18 protein-coding genes, 1 tRNA gene, 2 rRNA genes and 1 pseudogene are annotated in these 19073 nt (G+C 62.8%); 21 read left to right on the forward strand and 1 reads right to left on the reverse strand.

Annotated features, from left to right (window positions below; all coding sequences use genetic code 11):
* From RI518_RS06615 to RI518_RS06715, 21 genes are all read left to right on the forward strand, one after another.
* A 23S ribosomal RNA gene (locus RI518_RS06615) occupies positions 1-312 on the forward strand; the annotation flags it as partial.
* A 102-nt stretch (positions 313-414) separates the two neighbouring features.
* Positions 415-531 (forward strand): 5S ribosomal RNA (rrf, locus tag RI518_RS06620).
* Between the two features lie 79 nt (positions 532-610).
* A complete protein-coding gene (locus RI518_RS06625; RefSeq protein WP_310689661.1) occupies positions 611-1894 on the forward strand; it encodes a hypothetical protein in 1284 nt (427 codons plus the stop codon).
* Positions 1891-2916 carry an HAD-IIA family hydrolase gene (locus tag RI518_RS06630; RefSeq protein WP_310689662.1) on the forward strand — a complete coding sequence of 342 codons (1026 nt, stop codon included), beginning with the start codon at positions 1891-1893 and terminating at the stop codon, positions 2914-2916. Before RI518_RS06625 ends, RI518_RS06630 begins: the two co-directional genes overlap by 4 nt.
* A 73-nt stretch (positions 2917-2989) precedes the next feature.
* Positions 2990-3223: a hypothetical protein gene (locus RI518_RS06635; protein WP_310672014.1), complete on the forward strand. Its 234-nt coding sequence runs from the start codon at positions 2990-2992 to the stop codon at positions 3221-3223.
* Complete coding sequence (locus RI518_RS06640) at positions 3220-4023, forward strand: TlyA family RNA methyltransferase (RefSeq protein WP_310689663.1); 804 nt, start codon at positions 3220-3222, stop codon at positions 4021-4023. The genes RI518_RS06635 and RI518_RS06640 overlap by 4 nt, the downstream gene beginning before the upstream one ends.
* A 22-nt stretch (positions 4024-4045) precedes the next feature.
* Complete coding sequence (locus RI518_RS06645) at positions 4046-4939, forward strand: NAD kinase (protein ID WP_310689668.1); 894 nt, start codon at positions 4046-4048, stop codon at positions 4937-4939.
* Complete coding sequence (gene recN / locus RI518_RS06650) at positions 4936-6639, forward strand: DNA repair protein RecN (RefSeq protein ID WP_310672016.1); 1704 nt, start codon at positions 4936-4938, stop codon at positions 6637-6639. The genes RI518_RS06645 and recN overlap by 4 nt, the downstream gene beginning before the upstream one ends.
* 25 nt (positions 6640-6664) lie before the next feature.
* Entirely contained in the window at positions 6665-8365 is a 1701-nt protein-coding gene (locus tag RI518_RS06655; RefSeq protein ID WP_310672020.1) for a CTP synthase, read from the forward strand.
* The gene (locus RI518_RS06660) at positions 8362-8931 is read left to right on the forward strand and encodes an NUDIX hydrolase (RefSeq protein WP_310672022.1); all 570 of its coding nucleotides are present in this window, start codon (positions 8362-8364) and stop codon (positions 8929-8931) included. The genes RI518_RS06655 and RI518_RS06660 overlap by 4 nt, the downstream gene beginning before the upstream one ends.
* Complete coding sequence (gene xerD, locus RI518_RS06665) at positions 8912-9859, forward strand: site-specific tyrosine recombinase XerD (RefSeq protein WP_310689664.1); 948 nt, start codon at positions 8912-8914, stop codon at positions 9857-9859. Before RI518_RS06660 ends, xerD begins: the two co-directional genes overlap by 20 nt.
* 20 nt (positions 9860-9879) lie before the next feature.
* Positions 9880-10743 carry a ParA family protein gene (locus RI518_RS06670; protein WP_310672026.1) on the forward strand — a complete coding sequence of 288 codons (864 nt, stop codon included), beginning with the start codon at positions 9880-9882 and terminating at the stop codon, positions 10741-10743.
* Positions 10744-10756: 13 nt separating this feature from the next.
* The gene (locus RI518_RS06675; RefSeq protein ID WP_397428163.1) at positions 10757-11737 is read left to right on the forward strand and encodes a segregation and condensation protein A; all 981 of its coding nucleotides are present in this window, start codon (positions 10757-10759) and stop codon (positions 11735-11737) included.
* 130 nt (positions 11738-11867) lie between these two features.
* Positions 11868-12464, forward strand: a complete 597-nt coding sequence (gene scpB, locus RI518_RS06680; protein ID WP_397428141.1) for an SMC-Scp complex subunit ScpB — start codon at positions 11868-11870, stop codon at positions 12462-12464.
* Positions 12464-13291: a pseudouridine synthase gene (locus tag RI518_RS06685; RefSeq protein ID WP_310672030.1), complete on the forward strand. Its 828-nt coding sequence runs from the start codon at positions 12464-12466 to the stop codon at positions 13289-13291. The genes scpB and RI518_RS06685 overlap by 1 nt, the downstream gene beginning before the upstream one ends.
* The gene (locus RI518_RS06690; RefSeq protein ID WP_310672031.1) at positions 13288-14415 is read left to right on the forward strand and encodes a prephenate dehydrogenase; all 1128 of its coding nucleotides are present in this window, start codon (positions 13288-13290) and stop codon (positions 14413-14415) included. The genes RI518_RS06685 and RI518_RS06690 overlap by 4 nt, the downstream gene beginning before the upstream one ends.
* The gene (gene cmk, locus RI518_RS06695) at positions 14412-15083 is read left to right on the forward strand and encodes a (d)CMP kinase (RefSeq protein ID WP_310672032.1); all 672 of its coding nucleotides are present in this window, start codon (positions 14412-14414) and stop codon (positions 15081-15083) included. Before RI518_RS06690 ends, cmk begins: the two co-directional genes overlap by 4 nt.
* Complete coding sequence (der, locus tag RI518_RS06700) at positions 15080-16660, forward strand: ribosome biogenesis GTPase Der (protein WP_310672034.1); 1581 nt, start codon at positions 15080-15082, stop codon at positions 16658-16660. The genes cmk and der overlap by 4 nt, the downstream gene beginning before the upstream one ends.
* Positions 16661-16663: 3 nt before the next feature.
* The gene (locus RI518_RS06705; RefSeq protein ID WP_310689666.1) at positions 16664-17167 is read left to right on the forward strand and encodes an NUDIX hydrolase; all 504 of its coding nucleotides are present in this window, start codon (positions 16664-16666) and stop codon (positions 17165-17167) included.
* Positions 17168-17260: 93 nt separating this feature from the next.
* Complete coding sequence (locus tag RI518_RS06710) at positions 17261-18613, forward strand: MFS transporter (RefSeq protein ID WP_310689667.1); 1353 nt, start codon at positions 17261-17263, stop codon at positions 18611-18613.
* Between the two features lie 70 nt (positions 18614-18683).
* Positions 18684-18757 (forward strand) — tRNA-Pro (locus RI518_RS06715).
* A 128-nt stretch (positions 18758-18885) separates the two neighbouring features.
* Here RI518_RS06715 and RI518_RS06720 read toward each other — a convergent pair.
* Positions 18886-19073 (reverse strand): annotated as a pseudogene (locus RI518_RS06720) (spermidine synthase); the annotation flags it as partial.

Below are 19073 nucleotides of genomic sequence, written 5' to 3' on the forward strand. Positions count from 1 at the left end.
GTCGTGAGACAGTTCGGTCCCTATCCGCTGCGTGCGTAGGAAGTTTGAAAGGATCTGACCCTAGTACGAGAGGACCGGGTTGGACGAACCTCTGGTGTGTCAGTTGTCCTGCCAAGGGCACCGCTGATTAGCTACGTTCGGGATGGATAACCGCTGAAAGCATCTAAGCGGGAAGCCGGCCTTAAGATGAGACTTCCATACCTTTTAGGTGAGAGGCTCCCAGTAGACGACTGGGTTGATAGGCTGGATGTGGAAGCGAGGACTAAAGACTCGTGCAGCTGACCAGTACTAATAAGCCGAAAACTTGACATACACATGAACTGTTGTTCGCGTCCACTATGTGGTTCCCGATTTACGGCCGGGAACCGACGGCACACCCTCGGGTGTGCCCTCAGGCTGATAAATCCATAGAGTTTCGGCGGCCATAGCGAGAGGGAAACGCCCGGTGACATTCCGAACCCGGAAGCTAAGACTCTCAGCGCCGATGGTACTGCAGGGGGGACCCTGTGGGAGAGTAGGTCACCGCCGGACAACTATTGTGAAGTGGCCACCCGAGAGGGTGGCCACTTTGCATTTGTAGACCTTTTTCATCACACAGAGGACCCCACTGATGGCCGATTCGCCCAGACGCCGAGGCGGTTCCTCAGATTCCCGCGATAAGCGGAGCGGAAACGACCGCGACAATTCCCGCAATAACTCCCGGGGTACGCCCCCGTCGGCACAGCCCTCCGGGGGCCGGTCAGGTGGCCAATCGGGTGGCCGATCGGGTGGTCCGGCCAGAGGTGGTGCCGGCCAGGTAGGCGGACCGAAACGAGCCGAGCGCTCCGGTGAGTCGAATCGCTCAGGGCGTCCCGACCGCGAGAAGAGCGCTGGTCGTGCGGGAAGTCCAGACCGCGGGGGAAGCTCCGGTCGCGCGGGGGCGCCCCGAAGCGGGGGTCGTCCGCCGGGTGCGGATAACAAGCGGCAGGCTCCTGGTCGCGAGCGGCCCGGTGAGCGGCCCGGTGAGCGCTCTGGTGAGCGGCCGAGGCGTGACGAGGATCTCACCCCTCCACCGGTGTTTCCCTCCATCGACGAGGATGTTGAGCCCAAGCAGCTCGATCGGATTGCGCGTCGTGACCTCACACCGCTCGATAAAGACGATGCGGAGTTTGTTGCCAAGCATTTGGTCATGGCGGGGCGCCTGATCGACGACGATATCGACGCAGCCCACCAGCATGCACTGGCTGCTTTTCATAAGGGCTCGCGCATTCCCGTCGTGCGGGAGACTCTGGGTATCAGCGCCTATCTTTCTGGGGATTTCGCGCTGGCACTGCGCGAGCTTCGCACCCACCGCCGGTTGACCGGTAAGGATGTCAACGTGCCGATGATGGTGGATTGTGAGCGCGGTCTCGAGCGGCCCCAGCGGGGAATCGAACTCGCCCGGAGTGTTCAGGTCGACTCTCTCGAGGCGGGCGTGAAGGTGGAGTTGGCGATTGCCCTTTCTGGTGCCCGACTAGATTTGGGTCAGCCCGAGCGAGCCCTGTTGGAGCTGCAGATTCCCGAGTTGAACCCCGATCTCGCTTTTTCGTACTCACCGGCCCTCTTTGACGCCTACGCGGTGGTCCTCGACGAATTGGGCCGCAGCGCGGAGGCCGCGACGTGGGGTGAGCGAGCGCACGTCGCCGCGCGGGCTTTGGCCCAGGCCCAGGGCCCTGCCGACGACATCGTGGTGGTCGATCTCGACACGGAAGACGACCCCGGCGCAGCACAGGAATCCGACAGTGGGCTCGAGGCCCCTGGGTCGGATGGTCCCGATTCGGCTGAGCACCAGGGAGCAGACTCGTCGAATTCACCCACAGCCATACCCCACGACGACACGGGGTCCCGGGGTGAACAGACAGGCCAGTCCGCATGAGGGGCCTGAAGCGCTCCTCGGGTAAGAGGCTCAGTCCGCTTGCGGGTAAGGACAGTGTCTTTTTTGACCTCGACGGGGTCATTTACCGAGGCCCAGACGCTATCGATTTCGCCGTGGAGTCGATTAACCAGATCAGTCTTCCGGTGGCCTATTTGACCAACAATGCGTCGAGGACCCCCGAGCAAGTCGCCCACCAGTTGGCCGGGTATGGACTACAGCTTCGCCCCGAAGACGTCGTGACGTCGCCCCAAGCGGCGACGACACTTCTCGCGAGCATGATTCCCGCCGCCTCCACGGTGTTGGTCGTCGGCGGCGAGGGGCTCCTCCAGGAGGTGTCGCAGGCCGGTTTTGTCATCACCGATTCGGCAGATGACGAGCCTGTGGCGGTCGTCCAGGGTTTTTCCCCGGAAGTGGGGTGGTCACAACTCGCCGAAGCGTCTTTTGCCCTCCAGCGAGACCCTTCGGTGCTGTGGCTGGCGACAAACACCGACTGGACTATCCCCGTGCAGCGCGGTGTGGCGCCGGGAAACGGTGCCCTAGTCTCCGCCGTGCACCTCGCTGTGGGCCGCCTGGCGACCTTTGCGGGTAAACCAGAACGGGCCATGTTCGACGTCGCCGCCGATCGCCTCCAGGTGTCTGCGCCCTTGATGGTGGGCGACCGGCTCGATACCGACATTAAAGGTGCCCGGGCGGCGGGAATGTCCTCGGCGGTCGTCTTGACCGGTATTGACCAGGCGAAACAGATCCTCGCTGCGGGTGATGACCAGCGACCCGACTACATCCTCGACGACCTGCGACAACTCCACCAGCCCTATCCCGACATCGTGCGCAGCGTCGATGCCGACGAGGTACACACCGTGGAAGTGGGCAAGGCAGTGGTGCGTCGAAAAGGCCACGTGGTGCGCGTTGCCCGCGCCGGAGAAGCCATTGATCTCCTGCGGGCCGGAGCGGCCTGTATTTATGATTCGGGCCTGAAAATTTTCGGCTTAGACGTCGATCCACAGCTTTACGAGGGGGCCTAGCCCAGTCGGGGCGTGGGCCACGCGGGGCACGCTAGCCCACACACCACCGGGGTCTCGCGTAATGTGTGGAGGGATGAACGAGCAGCTGCACGGATTTTCTGACGCCTCCGATGAGGAATTTGTCGCCCAGGTCGAGGCCTTGATGGAGCTTCCCCTGGAGCAGCGCTTAGAGGGGCTGGCAGCGGCCGAACAGGCCCTGCGGGAGCGTCTCGGCTCGGCCAATTCGAGCGTCGCACCGGAGCTCACCAGCACAGATCTCCACGGCAGCGAGGCGCCCGAGCCTGAGGGCAACGCCCAGTTCGAGTGAGCACCAGTCGCCTCGATGTCGCTCTCGTCCAACGAGGGCTCGCCGCGACGAGGACTAAAGCTCAGCGTCACGTCACTGCAGGCCAGGTCCTCGTCGCGGGGTCGGTGGCCACTAAACCAGCACTGCTCGTGGCAGAGGACACGCCGATTGACCTTGTCGGTGGCGAGGGAGAATCGGATTGGGCTGATGTGGGCAGGGGGGCGACCAAACTCCGAGCGGCACTGGATCGTTGGCCCGTCCTCGTTGCAGACGCCGTGTGTGTGGATATTGGTGCGTCGACTGGCGGTTTCACCCAGGTGTTACTGGAGCGTGGAGCACGCCGTGTGGTCGCACTCGATGTGGGACACAATCAACTAGACCCCACCCTGTTGGGCGACGAGCGGGTCATCAACCTGGAGGGCGTTCACGCCGCGCAGCTCTCCCGAGCCTGGTGGGCCCGGGAGTCTCTTCCCTCGTCGGTGAGTGTCGTGGTGGTCGATGTGAGTTTTATTTCGCTGACCAAAATCATTGCCTCCCTGGTGGACACCTTCGGTGTCCACAGCCACTACCTGGTGTTGGTCAAGCCCCAGTTTGAGGTGGGGAGAGGGGGCATTGACCAGGGAGTGGTCAAAGATGTGGCCCGGCGAGAGGCCGCGGTGGGCGAGGTGCTCTCCTGCCTGGGTCACTACGGAGTGAATCCGCGGGACATGATGGTCTCACCCATCACCGGCGAAAAAGGAAATGTGGAATATCTGGTGTATGCCAGTGCAACATCCAGTGTGCATCCAGCAGAATGGGACGGGGCGATTCCCGCCCGATGAGGGGAATACTGTGACCAGAAAGATGCTCGTTGTCTCCCACGTGGGACGCGACGACGCACTCGAGGCTGCGCACACCGTCATTCGCACACTGCGCGAGGCCGGGGTGAGCCCCGTTGTCGCCTCCGATCAGGCGGAGCCCATCACCGCGGGACTAGACGTCGCCCCCGAGGTGTTGGCACACGGAGTCCCGGCAGATGACATTGAGCTCGGAATCGTTCTCGGCGGCGACGGCACGATCTTGCTCGCGGCGGAGCTGCTCCGCGGAAGCGGAGCTCCCTTATTGGGGGTAAACCTGGGACACGTCGGATTTCTGGCCGAGAGTGAAAAAGAAGACCTCCAGTTCACCATCGACCAAGCCCTCGCCAAGAACTATCAGGTCGACGAGAGGTTGACGCTCGAAGTCTCCGTGCGAGACAGCGGCCAGGAAATTTTTCGCACCTTTGCCCTCAACGAAGCCACGGTAGAAAAAGCAGATCGCTCCCGAATGGTCGAGTTGGCCCTCGAGGTCGACGGCCGACCGGTGTCGAGTTTTGGCTGCGACGGGGTGGTGCTCTCCACCCCGACCGGCTCGACGGCGTATTCGTTTTCGGCCGGTGGTCCCATTGTCTGGCCGCAGGTGCAGGCCATGGTGTTGACACCGCTTTCGGCGCACGCGCTGTTTTCCCGGCCGCTCGTGATTGACCCGGGATCTTCCCTCGCCGTGGAAATTCTTCCCCGAAACAGCCAACCCGCGGTGTTGTGGTGCGACGGTCGACGCGGCGTCGACCTGCCCCCGGGGTCGCGGGTGAGTGCGACGAAGAGCAGTGAGCCCGTCCGACTAGCCAGGCTCCACCCAGCGCCCTTTAGCGACCGGTTGGTCCGTAAGTTCTCCCTGCCGGTGACCGGCTGGCGGGGCCCCGGAGAGACACCATCATGATCGAGCAGATTCAGATCAACGACCTCGGGGTCATCTCTCACGCGAGTCTTCCGCTCGGTCCCGGCTTCACGGTGCTCACCGGTGAAACCGGTGCGGGAAAAACGATGGTGGTCACCGCGCTAGGACTACTCCTCGGTGAGCGAGCCGATACGGCCAGGGTCCGCCAAAACAGTGAGCACAGTTGGGTCGAAGGCCACTTTCTGGCGGGCACAATCGCCCCCGTGGCCGAACGCGTCGACGAATTAGGCGGCGTCATCGACGAGGGTGCACTGGTGCTCTCGCGACAAGTATCCGCCGAGGGGCGCTCCAAAGCCGTCGTCGGTGGTCGCTCAGCCCCGGTGTCGGTGCTGCAAGAACTCGCTGAGCACCTCGTCGTCGTCCACGGACAAAGCGATCAAATTCGACTCAAGTCCGAATCGGCCCAGCGCCACGCGCTGGATCGTTTCGCCGGACCTCGCCTGGCCGCGGTACTACGCGAATATCAGGAGCTCTTTAGTGCCCACCAGGAGCGTCTGGTGGAGCGAGACCAGCTCGATCAGACCCTCGCGACCCAAAAAGCTGACCAGGAACGGTTGCGAGAGGCCCTCGACCGCATCGAACAGGTCCGACCCGAGCAGGGCGAAGACGCCTCTCTCAAGGCTCTATCGGACAAATTGGAATCGAGTGAAGACCTTCGCCAGGCGGCAGCCCTCGCGAAAGAGGCCCTCTCCAGCGAAGCGCTTGGTCCGGATTCCACCGACGTTCGCGGTCTCATCGACCAGGCCATCCGGTCACTAGAACGGGTCGTCGAACGCGATGGGGAACTGTCCGGTCCGATTCAGACTCTGCGCGATGGCCTCTTCCACGTCGACGAGGCCGCCCACGCCCTCTCGTCCTATCTGAGCGCCATCGCCGAGGGCGAAGCTCTCGACCTCGAATCGGTCATGGCCCGCCGCGCTGACCTCAGTGGTCTGATGCGCGATTACGGACCCACTTTGGATGACGTCCTCGCCTTTGAAAAATCGGCCAGCGACACCCTGTTGACCATTGACCTCTCGGGCGATCGACGCCAAGAGCTGGAGGCTCAGATTGCGAGCGACCAGGACACCCTGGATCGGCTTGGCGCCGAAATCACCCAGCAGCGCCGCACGGCGGCCGCTTTGCTGGGGGAGCGGGTGAGCGCTGAATTACAGGCGCTCGCGATGCCAGATGCCCAGCTTGTCATCGATGTGTCGCCCCGCCAGGCCACCGTCTCGGGAGCCGACCAGGTGAGTTTCCTCCTCGCGGCCCATTCGGGAGCCACACCCCGACCGATGGCGAAGTCGGCCTCCGGCGGTGAGCTCTCCCGGGTGATGTTGGCCCTCGAAGTTGTTTTGGCCGAAGCCGACCCCGTTCCGACGTTTATTTTTGACGAAGTCGACGCCGGCGTGGGGGGTGCAACCGCGCTCGAAATTGGCAAACGTCTCGCCCGACTGGCCCAGTCCGCGCAGGTGATTTGTGTGACCCATCTGGCCCAGGTCGCCTCTTATGCCGATACCCACCTCAGCGTGTTCAAGGATCGCTCGGGCGAAGTCACCGAATCCAGTGTCCGGGTACTCGAGGCCGAAGACCGAGTCGCGGAACTGGCCCGAATGTTGGGTGGGGACCAGGATTCAGACAGCGCTCGTGCGCACGCGCGAGAAATGCTGGCGCGCCATCCGGTGAGTCGCAGCAGTGGTTAGCAAAAACCGGTTAGTCTTTTGACCCGTGGGGGATGAGATCCAAAAGGGTTCAATTCCGGTCACGAAACATATTTTCGTCACCGGTGGAGTTGTCTCCTCCCTCGGAAAAGGTCTCACCGCCGCATCGCTTGGCAACCTGCTCTCCGGACGGGGCATCGAGGTCGTCATGCAGAAGCTCGATCCTTACCTCAACGTCGACCCGGGGACGATGAACCCGTTTCAACACGGTGAAGTCTTCGTCACCGATGACGGTGCCGAAACAGACTTAGACATTGGCCACTACGAGCGGTTCTTAGACATCAACCTGTCTCGCGCCGCAAACGTCACCACTGGCCAGGTGTATTCCGAAGTAATCGGTCGAGAACGCCGCGGCGAATATTTGGGTGAAACCGTGCAAGTGATTCCGCACATCACCGACGAAATCAAACGGCGGATGCGCGAACAGGCCTCGGCGGATCCGAAACCCGACGTCATCATCAGTGAAATTGGCGGCACCGTCGGTGACATTGAAAGCCAGCCGTTTATTGAAGCAGCCCGGCAAATTCGACACGAACTCGGCCGCGAGAACGTGTTCTTTGTGCACGTGTCCCTGGTGCCCTTCATGGGCGCGTCGGGCGAACAGAAAACCAAACCCACGCAACACTCCGTCGCCCAGTTGCGCTCCATCGGTATTCAGCCAGACGCGCTCGTCCTGCGCAGCGATCGGCCGGTCGAGGCCGGTAACCGGCGCAAGATTGCGCTGATGTGTGACGTGGACGAAGCGGCGGTGGTCAACGCCATCGATGTCGCCAGTATTTACGACATCCCCTCCATGCTGCACAGCCAAGACCTCGACGACTACATCGTCGACCACTTGGCCCTCGAGGCGAAAGAAATGGTCTGGGACGGCTGGTCGTCGCTCTTGGATGCGGTCCACAACCCTGCGCGCGAAGTCACCATCGCCGTGGTGGGTAAATACATCGACCTTCCCGATGCCTACCTCAGCGTGGCGGAGGCGATTCGTGCGGGTGGCTTCGACCACAACACGAAAGTCAGCCTCAAATGGGTCGCCAGTGACGACTGTGCCACCCCGGAAGGCGCGGCGAAACAACTCGGTGATGTCGAGGGAATCCTCGTCCCGGGAGGCTTTGGTATTCGCGGTATCGAGGGCAAGGTCGGCGCTCTGCGTTACGCGCGCGAACACAAAATTCCCACCCTCGGGCTGTGCTTGGGGCTGCAGTGCATGGTGATCGAATACGCGCGACACGTCGCCGGCCTCGCCGAAGCTTCGAGTTCCGAATTTGACCCCGAGACACCACACCCCGTCGTGGCCACGATGGCCGAACAGGTCGACATTGTCTCCGGCAACGGGGATTTGGGCGGCACTATGCGCCTCGGGCTTTACCCCGCCCGGTTGAGCGAAGGGTCCGTCGTGGCGGGCCTCTACGGTGAGCCAGAAATCGAAGAGCGGCACCGGCACCGGTTCGAAGTCAACAATGCGTATCGCCCCCAACTGGTCGATGCCGGGCTGGTGGTCTCCGGCCAGTCACCGGATGGCGGTTTGGTGGAATTTGTGGAGCTGCCGAGCGAGGTGCACCCCTTCTACGTCTCCACCCAAGCCCACCCCGAACTGCGCAGTCGGCCCAACCGGGCCCACCCGCTCTTTAGCGGCCTGATCGCTGCCGCCATCGATCGTCAAGAAGCCTCAGCGCTGTTTCCTGTAGGAGCAAACCAGGACGCTGCGTGAGCGAGCAGGAGCTTACCGACACGCCAGAAGAGCCGACGGTCATCAGCCATGACCTGGTCTTTGACGGGGCCATCTGGGATGTCGTGCGCGAGCGCTTTGATTACAACGGTGAACTGCTCCGCCGGGACTATGTCGACCATCCGGGGGCGAGCGCCGTGGTCGCCCTCGATGACGACAACAACGTCCTCATGCTTCGCCAGTATCGACACCCGGTTCGCTCGCGCAACTGGGAACTGCCGGCCGGTTTGCTCGATGTCCCCGGCGAGGACCCTGCGGAGGCGGCCCACCGTGAATTGGCCGAAGAGGCAGGCTACGCCGCGAGCGAGATGGCTCACCTGGTGACGTTGAACGTCACGCCGGGCGGCTCCAACGAAGTCATTCACATTTTCCTCGCGTCCGGCTTGCGCGAGGTCGACCATGACTTTGTGGCAACCGGCGAAGAAGCCGACCTCGAAGTGGTGTTTTGGCCCCTCGCTGAGGCGGTAGCAGCAGCGATGGCGGGGCGTATCGCAAACCAGATTTCCGTCACGGGACTGCTCGCAGCCCATGTCCACCAACAGTCCTAACCGCCCCGCTGCTCCCTCCGGCCCGAATGGGCCCGAGGTCGAAAGATTTTTGCGCTACCTCTCGCTGGAGCGCGGCCGGGCGGCCAACACTCTGATTGCCTACCGCCGGGACCTCGAGTCGTATGAAGAGTTTTTGCACACCCGCGGGGTGTCCGACCTGGCACAAGTCTCGAGGGAGGATGTGACGGATTTCGCTACCGGCCTCACCGGCTCGTCTCGAAGTGTGCAGCGGCGGCTGTCGTCGATTCGCAGTTTCCACCGTTACCTGGTCGAAAGCGGCCGGACGGATCACAACCCCGCGGCTGAGGTGAAGGGGCCCCAGCAGCCGGGACGGCTTCCCAAAGCCCTCGGTGTCCACCAGGTCAGCGCCCTGTTGGAGAGTGTGAGCGGGGATGACACCCTCTCGCTTCGCGATCGCGCCCTGTTGGAGATGCTCTATGGCACAGGGGCGCGAGTGAGCGAGATCGTCGACCTCGCACTCGACGATGTCAGTGGCAGTGACGCTAAGTCTCCCGAAGTGATTCGATTGATCGGCAAGGGCGATAAGGAGCGCATCGTCCCGTTGGGCTCTAAAGCGCGCGACGCCCTCGAGGCGTATGTGGTGCGCTCCCGGCCGGTTCTGGCGAGAAAAGCCCGCCGATCGACTCCGGCGGTGTTTCTGGGGGCACGGGGTGGCCAGCTGTCTCGGCAGAGCGTGTGGTTGATTTTGCGCGCCCGCGCTCACGCCGCGGGCATTAGCGACGCGCTCTCGCCGCACACCCTTCGACACTCCTGCGCGACGCATTTAATTGCCGGAGGGGCGGATATTCGAGTGGTCCAAGAGCTTCTGGGCCACCAGTCGGTGCAAACCACGCAGATTTACACGAAGGTCACCATCGATTCGCTGCGCGATGTGTATTACTCTGCACATCCCCGGGCTACCGGGTAGCCCGGGAGTAGACTGAGGACATGGCGAGCGAAAGTAAGACTTCGGCGAAAACGGGTCCCACGGGGCGTCCGATTCGCGAATTTCCGGTTCCCGATGCGCTGGATTCGCACGGGCCGGCGCGCGTCATTGCCCTGTGTAACCAGAAGGGCGGTGTGGGAAAAACCACGACGACGATTTCGCTCGCCGGCGCCTTAGCCGAATACGGCCGAAGCGTTCTGTTGGTCGATTTTGACCCCCAGGGCGCGCTCTCTGCGGGCATGGGCGTCCAAAGCCACGATGTGCCCACCATTTACGACGCGATGATTGGGCGGGAAAAAGACATCCGCCAGACCATCCAACCCTCCGCTATTTCGGGCATCCACGTCATTCCGGCCAATATTGACCTCTCTGCGGCGGAGGTGCACCTGGTGAGCGAGGTCGCCAGGGAAAGTATCTTGGCCGGCCTGTTACGCCCCGTGCTCGAGGACTACGACGTGGTCCTTATCGACTGTCAGCCCTCACTGGGACTGCTCACCGTCAACGCCCTGACCGCCGCCCACGGAGTACTCATTCCCCTCGAGTGTGAGTTTTTCGCGCTGCGCGGTGTGGCGCTACTCATCGACACCATCGAGAAGGTCAAAGGGCGGCTAAACCCCGCCCTCCAGGTCGATGGCATTGTGGCCACCATGTACGACGCCCGCACCCTGCACGCGAGGGAAGTGCTGGAGCGAGTGGTGGATGGTTTCGGCGACACCGTGTTGGACACGGTGGTGGGCCGGACCGTGAAATTCCCCGACGCCTCCGTGGCGGGCACACCCATCACCGAGTTTGCTCCGCAACACGCGAGTGCCCACACCTACCGTGAGCTGGCCCGAGAGCTGATCAGCAGGGGCGCGATTGCGTAGTGCTGAGCATCAGGTGACCGGCGAGAGCGCGGTCAGTGAATCGGGCTCCACCGAGGCCGCTCTCGCCTCTGGTGGGGGTGTGGATACCGCCGAACACACCGACTTTCACGTCACGCTCGGCAACTTTGACGGCCCATTCGATTTGCTACTGAGATTAATCGGTAAACGCGAAATGCTGATTACCGATGTCGCGCTCGCGGCGGTCACATCGGAATTTATCGACTACGTGAGCACCCTCGAGGGTGAGGAGGGCCTGGACCAGGCGAGCCAGTTCGTGGTGGTCGCGGCCACCCTGCTGGATATGAAAGTGGTCGGGTTGTTACCCCAGGGCGACTATGTCGACGCCGAGGACGTCAAAGTCTTAGAAGCCAGAGATCTCCTCTTCGCGAGGTTGCTGGAATACCGCGCGTTTAAGGACGTCTCTTGGTGGTTTGCGACCCGGCTCGCCGAGGAATCGCGGCGAAACCCCCGCGTGGTGCCCCTCGAGAGTCACTACCGCGACCACACCAGGACGCTTCGCTGGACTACCAGCGTGGAGGATTTCCACGCCCTCGCCCTGATGGCTTTTGCGCCCAAAACACTGCCTGGCGTGGCGACCGACCACCTCCACGCCCCCCTGGTGAGTGTGCGAGAACAGGCCATTCACGTCTTGGGCGTGTTGCGCGGTGGTCAGCGGAGTTTTCGAGAACTCATCGCCGGGGTGAGCGAGCGCGGCGTAGTCGTCGCGCGCTTTCTCGCCATCCTCGAGCTTTATCGCCAGGGTGCCCTGTCTTTTCACCAGCTGGAACCACTGGGGGAGTTGAGTATCAATCTGGTGGATGATTCGTTTAGCGACGACCAGCTGGCAAGCCTCGGCCAAGAATGGTCCCATCCCGCCGATGACACTCAGGCGGCAGACGGGGACGAACACCCCGTGGAGGCCGCAGAGCAACAGGCTGAACACGCGACCAGTGGGCCCACTGGTGGGCCACTACCCCCACAGCAGGGAGAATAGGCACGTGGTGAGTGTGAGCGGCGAACAGGACGAACGCCAGCAGGGTGAGCACCAGCAGGGTGAGCACCAGCAGGGTGAGCGCTATGAGAGCGAGCCCGAACAGGATTTCACAACAGCTGACGCTGTGGCCGTGGCTGCAGAGGGTGCCACCGAGCACAGCGTCCAGGTCAGTAGTGAGGATCTGGCTGCGGCACTGGAGGCGTTACTGATGGTGGCCGACCAGCCGCTTTCCACCCTGGCGCTCGCTCAAATCACCGGGCGTCCCCAGGCAGAAATTCAGGCCGCCGTGTCGGCGCTTCGCGCCGACTACGCGGGCGAAGCTCTGGGTCCTCGCCGCGGTTTTGAACTGCGCGAAATTGGTGGCGGCTGGCGCATCTACGCCGCGAGCCAGTGGGATGGGTTGGTCCGCTCCATGCTCCACGACGATTCGCCCCAGCGGCTTAGCCAACAAGCCCTCGAAACCCTCTCCGTGATTGCCTATAAGCAACCGGTGACCCGTTCACAGGTCTCTGCCGTGCGCGCCGTCAACGTCGATTCGGTGATGCGCACCCTGATCGCCCGGGGTCTCATCGACGAACACTCGAACGACCCCGAAACGGGTGCCATTTTTTACCAGACCACTCCACTGCTGTTGGAATACTTGGGAATCGAATCTCTGGAAGAGCTTCCCCCGCTCGCACCGCTGTTGGGCGATGGTCGTGAGGGTTTCGCGGACGTCGAGGCGTGATGGCGGGCTCTGATGATGCCCGCGGTGACCAGAGGCCAGCCGGGGCCACCCAGGGGGGCTCGCCAGATGGTGAGCGCTTGCAGAAAGTGCTTTCTCGAGCGGGTGTCGCCTCCAGGCGCCGGGTCGAGTCCTTTATTCAACAGGGGCGCATTCGCGTCAACGGCGACATCGTCGACGAGTTGGGTACCCGGGTGGACGTCGCCCGCGACGTGGTGACCCTGAACGGCAAAGCTCTGCAGTTGGATATTGACCGGCGCTACCTGCTCTTTCACAAACCCACGAAAATGGTGACCTCGCTTGTCGATGACAAGGGTCGCAGCGACCTGTCGGGAATTCTCGACGAGGTGGGCGAGCGGGTCTATCCGGTGGGACGACTCGACTACGACAGTTCGGGCCTGCTGATTCTCACCAACGACGGCGATGCCGCCAACATCTTGGCCCACCCGTCTTTCGGGGTGGAAAAAACCTACGTCGTCAGCGTCAGCGGAGCCGTGTCGAATAAAACGCTGGGGGAGTTGACCCGGGGTGTGGAACTAGAAGACGGCGTGAGCTTTGCCGATAGTGCTCAGCGGGTGGGCGATCCACGCGGGGGCAAATCTCTTCTAGAGATCACCCTGCACTCGGGAAAAAATCGCATTGTGCGGCGCATGTGTGCCGCGGTCGGTCACGAAGTACTCACCCTGCAGCGTCGGAAGTTCGGTCCCTTTCACTTGGGGGGCCTTCGCCCCGGCCAGTGGCGAGAGTTCACGGCAGACGAGCGACACCAGCTCGCTACGCTGGTGGAATTGGCCAAGGGTTCGCGTATTCCACCGGGAGGCACACAGTGAGTGACACAGTGGCCTTTTCTCGCGTGCACATTGTGGGAACCGGTCTGCTGGGCACCAGTATTGGCCTCGGTCTTGTAAACGCCGGCACGACGGTGACCCTGGAGGATCAATCCCCGAGTCGGGCAGCACTGGCGGCAGAATACGGCGCCGGCACGGTGGTGACCCCCTCCGTTGCTCACGCAGAGCATCGCAGTGTGGACGTGGAGCTTGTCGTCGTGGCCACACCGCCCGATGTCACCCCGGATACTGTCCTTGCGGCCCTTCAGGCCTACCCCCAGGCAGCGGTGATCGATGTCGCCAGTGTGAAAGGCATGATTGTGGAGCGGGTCGCGGCCCTCTCCGAATCAGATCCCGGCGTGGCAAAGCGGTTTGTGGGCACTCACCCCATGGCGGGGCGTGAGCGAGGCGGGCCCACCAATGCACGAGTGGATCTTTTCACCGGACGCCCGTGGGTCATTACCCCGGTGCCGGAGACTCCCGGCGAACTCGTGGCGGCAGTGGCGAGTCTCATCCGGACACTCGGAGCGACAGTGCACACGATGAGTCCAGACGAGCACGATCAGGCTGTGGCCGTCGTGTCCCACCTGCCCCAGTTGGTGAGCTCAGCGCTTGCCCACCAGCTGGAGGGTGCCTCAGTCGACGCATTGGCACTGAGCGGTCAAGGCCTGCGCGATATGACCCGCATCGCCGCCGGTGACCACGAACTCTGGAGCCAGATCCTCCGCCACAACGCCCACACCGTATTGCCCCTCCTGACGCAGTTCAGGCAGGGTGTTCAGGTGTTAGAGGATGCCCTGCAGGCCGCCTGGTCAGAGGGGTCGACGCGGTCTTTGGCCGAGGGCCTCCACGCGGGCGCCCGCGGCGCCGGCCAGATTCCTGGAAAACACGGAGGCTCCTCTCGGTTTGCCACCCTCGTGGTGGTCATCGACGACCGTCCAGGCCAACTGGCGACCCTCTTGGCCGATGTGGGGGCGCTGGAGGTAAACCTGGAAGACATGAGTCTCGAGCATTCGCCGGGCGCACCGGTAGGCTTCGTCGAGCTATCGGTCACCCAGGATGTCGTCGAACGACTCGCGGCCGATCTCAGTGCGCGCGGTTGGCCGGTAGCGGGGGAGAGTCAATGAGTGTGATCGTGGCGATCGACGGTCCCGCAGGCAGTGGCAAGTCCAGTGTGTCCAAAGCGGTCGCGAAACAGTTGGGCTTTGGCTACCTCGATACTGGCGCGGCCTACCGATGCCTCGCCTGGGCGTGTCTCGACTCGGGTGTTGACCTGGAAGAGGAAGACGCCGTTGCTCACCAGCTGGCAACAATCGCCGACGATCGGCCGCTGAACGCCGGTGATCAACGTCACACGGTGGGGTCAGTCGACGTGACCGACGCGATTAGAGGTCCAGAAGTCTCCGCCGCGGTCTCCCAGGTGGCCAAACACCCCCGTGTGCGCAGCGGCCTAAACGACAGTTTTCGCGCGCTCGCCGCGGCTGATGCGCGCCCGGGCATCATTATCGAAGGCCGCGACATCACCACGGTGGTGGCGCCAGACGCGCCGGTACGTATCCTGTTGACCGCCGACGAAGAAACCCGGATTGCCAGGCGCCAGGCGGAAATTGATGGAGTCGACGCCGGTGCGCTGATCGCGAGGGACCGCGCGGATAGCAAAGTGGTGGATTTTATGAGCGCGGCCGATGGCGTGTGGACGCTCGATACGACCCGTTTAAGTTTTGACCAGAGCGTGGAGGCGGTTATCGACCTGATTGCCCGGCACACCGATATCAGCACAGAGGCGGGGCAATGAGCGACAACACCGAACACCCAGAGGGTCCTCCAGGAAAAATCATTCAGGAGGATCTCCCGGAGCAATCGCCAGAACAGCGCGTCGACGACGCAGAGTCTCCCGCCACGGCGGAGGACAGGGACGGTGGTGACACCACCGACGACGTGCGCGCCGATGCGCTTCGGGGTGGCCTCGACGCGTTCGAGTTAGACGATGACGACCTCGCGCTGCTCGAGGGCTCCGGAACAGAAGGATTCGACGAAGAGACCACCTGGGCCATGCCCGTGGTCGCTGTGGTGGGTAGGCCCAATGTGGGCAAATCGGCGTTGGTGAACCGGATTATTGGCCGCCGGGAAGCGGTGGTGCAAGATACCCCCGGTGTGACCAGGGACCGGGTGTCCTATCCCGCGGAATGGAATGAGCGCCGCTTTAGCCTGATGGATACCGGTGGCTGGGAGCCGGACGCCAAAGGCCTCGACCAGTCGGTCGCTCTTCAGGCAGAAGTCGCCATTGACACGGCCGACGTGATTTTGCTGATCGTCGACTCCCGCGTGGGCCCCACCGCCACCGACGAACGAGTGGTGTCGCTTCTTCGACAAAGCGGGGTTCCCGTTGTGGTCGTCGCCAATAAAGTCGACGACCAGAGACAAGAACCCGAGGCTGCGAGCCTCTGGTCACTCGGGTTGGGCCAGCCCTGGCCGGTCTCCGCCCTCCACGGCCGGGGTGTCGCCGACCTGCTCGATCATGTCTTAACGCTGCTTCCGAAAAAGGCGAAGGCGCCCACCCCACAGGGGGGACCCCGGCGGGTGGCCCTGGTGGGAAAACCCAATGTCGGCAAATCCAGCCTGCTCAATAAAGCGGCACGCTCCACGCGAGTTGTCGTCGACGACACGGCAGGAACCACCAGAGACCCCGTCGATGAGCTGGTCGAAATTGCCGGCGAAGAGTGGAAGTTTGTCGACACCGCGGGAATTAGGCGAAAAGTGCACCTGCAGCAGGGTGCGGACTTTTATGCGAGTCTGCGTACTCAAGCCGCACTGGAGAAAGCCGAAGTGGCCGTGGTCGTCATCGATGTGAGCGAGCCGGTCAGCGAGCAAGACATGCGCATTATCGACCTCGTGGTCGAATCGGGCCGAGGCCTGGTGATCGCGTTTAATAAGTGGGACCTTCTCGATGACGAGCGCAGGCGCTACCTGGAGCGAGAAATCGAGGTGGACCTCGATCACGTCGAGTGGGCACCGCGGGTGAACATTTCGGCAGAAACGGGCAGACACATCGACAAACTGCCCCACGCGCTGCACACTGCGCTGGAATCGTGGGACCGGCGGATTGGCACCGGTGAGTTGAATGCTTTTGTGGCCGAGCTCGCCCAAGCCCACCCGCACCCGGTCCGAGGGGGCAAGCAACCACGGGTCCTCTACGCCACCCAGGCCTCCACCAGGCCCCCCACTTTTGTGCTCTTTACCACCGGTTTTCTCGACCCGCAGTATCGCCGCTTCATCCAACGCCGGCTGCGCGAGAGCTACGGCTTCGAGGGCACACCGATTCGCATTCAAATGCGGGTTCGAGAGCGCCGAAGCGAGCGAAAAGGGCGCTAGGCAATGTCGGAAACGCCACCACCGCTGCCACCGGAGCACCTGCGCGATCCAGGCGATTCCTGGGTCGAAGGCCCCGACGGGACTCGTTATTGGGGTCGGTTTGGTGCGGCGGGCGCCCTGGTCTGGCATCCCACACAGGGCGTGCTGTTGCAGCTTCGCGCCGGGTGGAGCCACCACGGCGGCACCTGGGGGATTCCTGGCGGGGCGCTCAAGAAAGGCGAATCGGCACACCACGCGGCGCTGCGCGAGGCCGGTGAGGAAGCCGGTGTGCCCGAGCAGGGGTTAGAAACCTTGCACACCGAGGTGTTTGATTTGGGTTTTTGGTCCTACACCACGGTGCTGCTCTACGCCCGGGACTACTTTGCGCCCGAAGTCACCGACCACGAAAGTGTCGACGTCCAGTGGGTTCCCTTGGACACCGTGTCGTCTTTGGACCTCCACCCCGGTTTTGAAAAATCCTGGCCGGGCCTTCTCGCCCAAATCCAACTCCACACCGGGTCCGTCTGATCTGAGCCCGGCCTCCTCGTACCGCGGCGGGGAGAGGGTGCAGTGGTGGGCGGCCGGTAAGCTTGGTCCAATGGGGATTTCGGTGTGTAGTCGATGAGTGATAAAGATGACTATCCGGATCCGTCGTTTCCGGTCACCGGAACAGTCCCCATCATCCGCCCGGATGACGAAGAGCAGTACGATGTTGAGGCCGCCACACAGAAGCCCACAGACGAGGGCCCTCGTGGTCGACTGTGGCTGTTTATCGTTCTCGCGGGTGGCCTTTTTGCCGCGCTGACGGCTCCTGGCCAAACGGCGGGCCTCTCGGCATTTACCGACCCACTGATTACCGAAATCGGTGTCGACCGAACCGAAATCTCGTTTAGCTACCTCATTGCCACCCTGGTGGGCGCGGCCGCAATGCCACTCGTGGGGCGAGCCCTGGATCGCTTCGGGGCGCGTTTGGCCATCATCTGGATTGGTGTGACGCTGGCGGCGGTGTTATTCGCGGCAAGTTTTGTGAGCGAAATCCTCGGTCTCACGGGGGCGTATGTGGGACTTCGAATGGTCGGCCAGGGAGCGCTTACCCTCGCCTCCACCACCCTCGTCGCACGACTGGTGACCCATCGCTCGGGACTGGCTTTGGGGATTTCTGGTGCAATCGGTGCCGCGGGCATTTCGCTCGCGCCCGTCGGCATCGAGAGACTGATTACGCTGACGGATATCGCGACCGCCTGGCGAATCGAAGCGGCCATTGTGTTGGCCTTCGCCCTGCCTGTGGCCCTGTTGCTCCCCAGAGATCGTCCCCGCACCCACACGGAGACCGGTTCACTCATCGTGAAGGTCCCCGAGGTCGGCTACACCCAGCGACAGGCCGCGGCCACCCTCATGTTCTGGGCCTTTACCGCGGGGGGTTTCACCGTGGGAATGATGTCGACGGGTTTGGCTTTCCACCTGATTTCGATTCTGGGCGCCCAAGGTCTCACCAGTCTGGAAGCAGCCAGTAATTTCATCCCGCAAACGATCGCCGCACTGTCGCTGACCTTGGGCTTTGGGGCGATTGTCGACAAGATTGACCCCCGTTGGGGGCTTATCGCGTCGATGCTGGCGATGGGTGGCGCGATGATGCTGTTACCTTTTGTCCAGCCGGGCTGGTGGGGAATTGTGTTTGGCCTACTGCTGGGCTCTGCCCAGGGCGCCCTTCGAGGAGTCGAGGCCGCCGGGTTCGTGCGCTACTTCGGCAGGGGACACATCGGCAGTATCCGGGGCCTCTCCACCGCCGTGATGTTGGCCTCAACATCACTGGGGCCACTGTATTTCGCCCTTGGGCTGGACTGGTCGGGATCCTATGTGGCCCCGAGCCTGTGGGGCGCCCTGCTCCCCGCCGCGGTCATTATTGTGGCCCTGGTGGCGAAGGAGCCCCCGGAGGTGGCCGAGGCCGAGACTCAGGCTGTCAGTGGCACATAGGTCGTGTTGGCGTTTCGCGACTGGGGTCAGTGCACCCGCGGGTTGCTCCGGGCCAGTACAGTAGGGGTAACGGGTTGTGGCGCAGCTTGGTAGCGCACTTGACTGGGGGTCAAGGGGTCGCAGGTTCAAATCCTGTCAACCCGACAGAAAATCGCCGGTGAGCACAATGAACCGGTCGGTGCTCGCGATTGTGTGTGGGCGACTGGTGTGCGCAGTGGTGTGGTTTTCCCACTCACCGCGCAGGGCATGAATCCGGGTAGTGCCTCGAGTGATCAGCGAGCCAGGTAGATGGTGTTGGTGCTGGGTTTCCCGATGAGCGGGTTATCGAAGCTCACCACTTCACTGCTGACATGCGAAAAGACCGTGGCTAACACGGTGAGGAAGTCGTCATCGGGTGGGTCGTCAGACCACAGGGCGAAGACACCACCGGGCTTAAGGTGTCGAGCCATCTCCTGTATTC

It is taken from the genome of Pontimonas sp. (genome assembly GCF_031581085.1).
GTDB lineage: Bacteria > Actinomycetota > Actinomycetes > Actinomycetales > Microbacteriaceae > Pontimonas.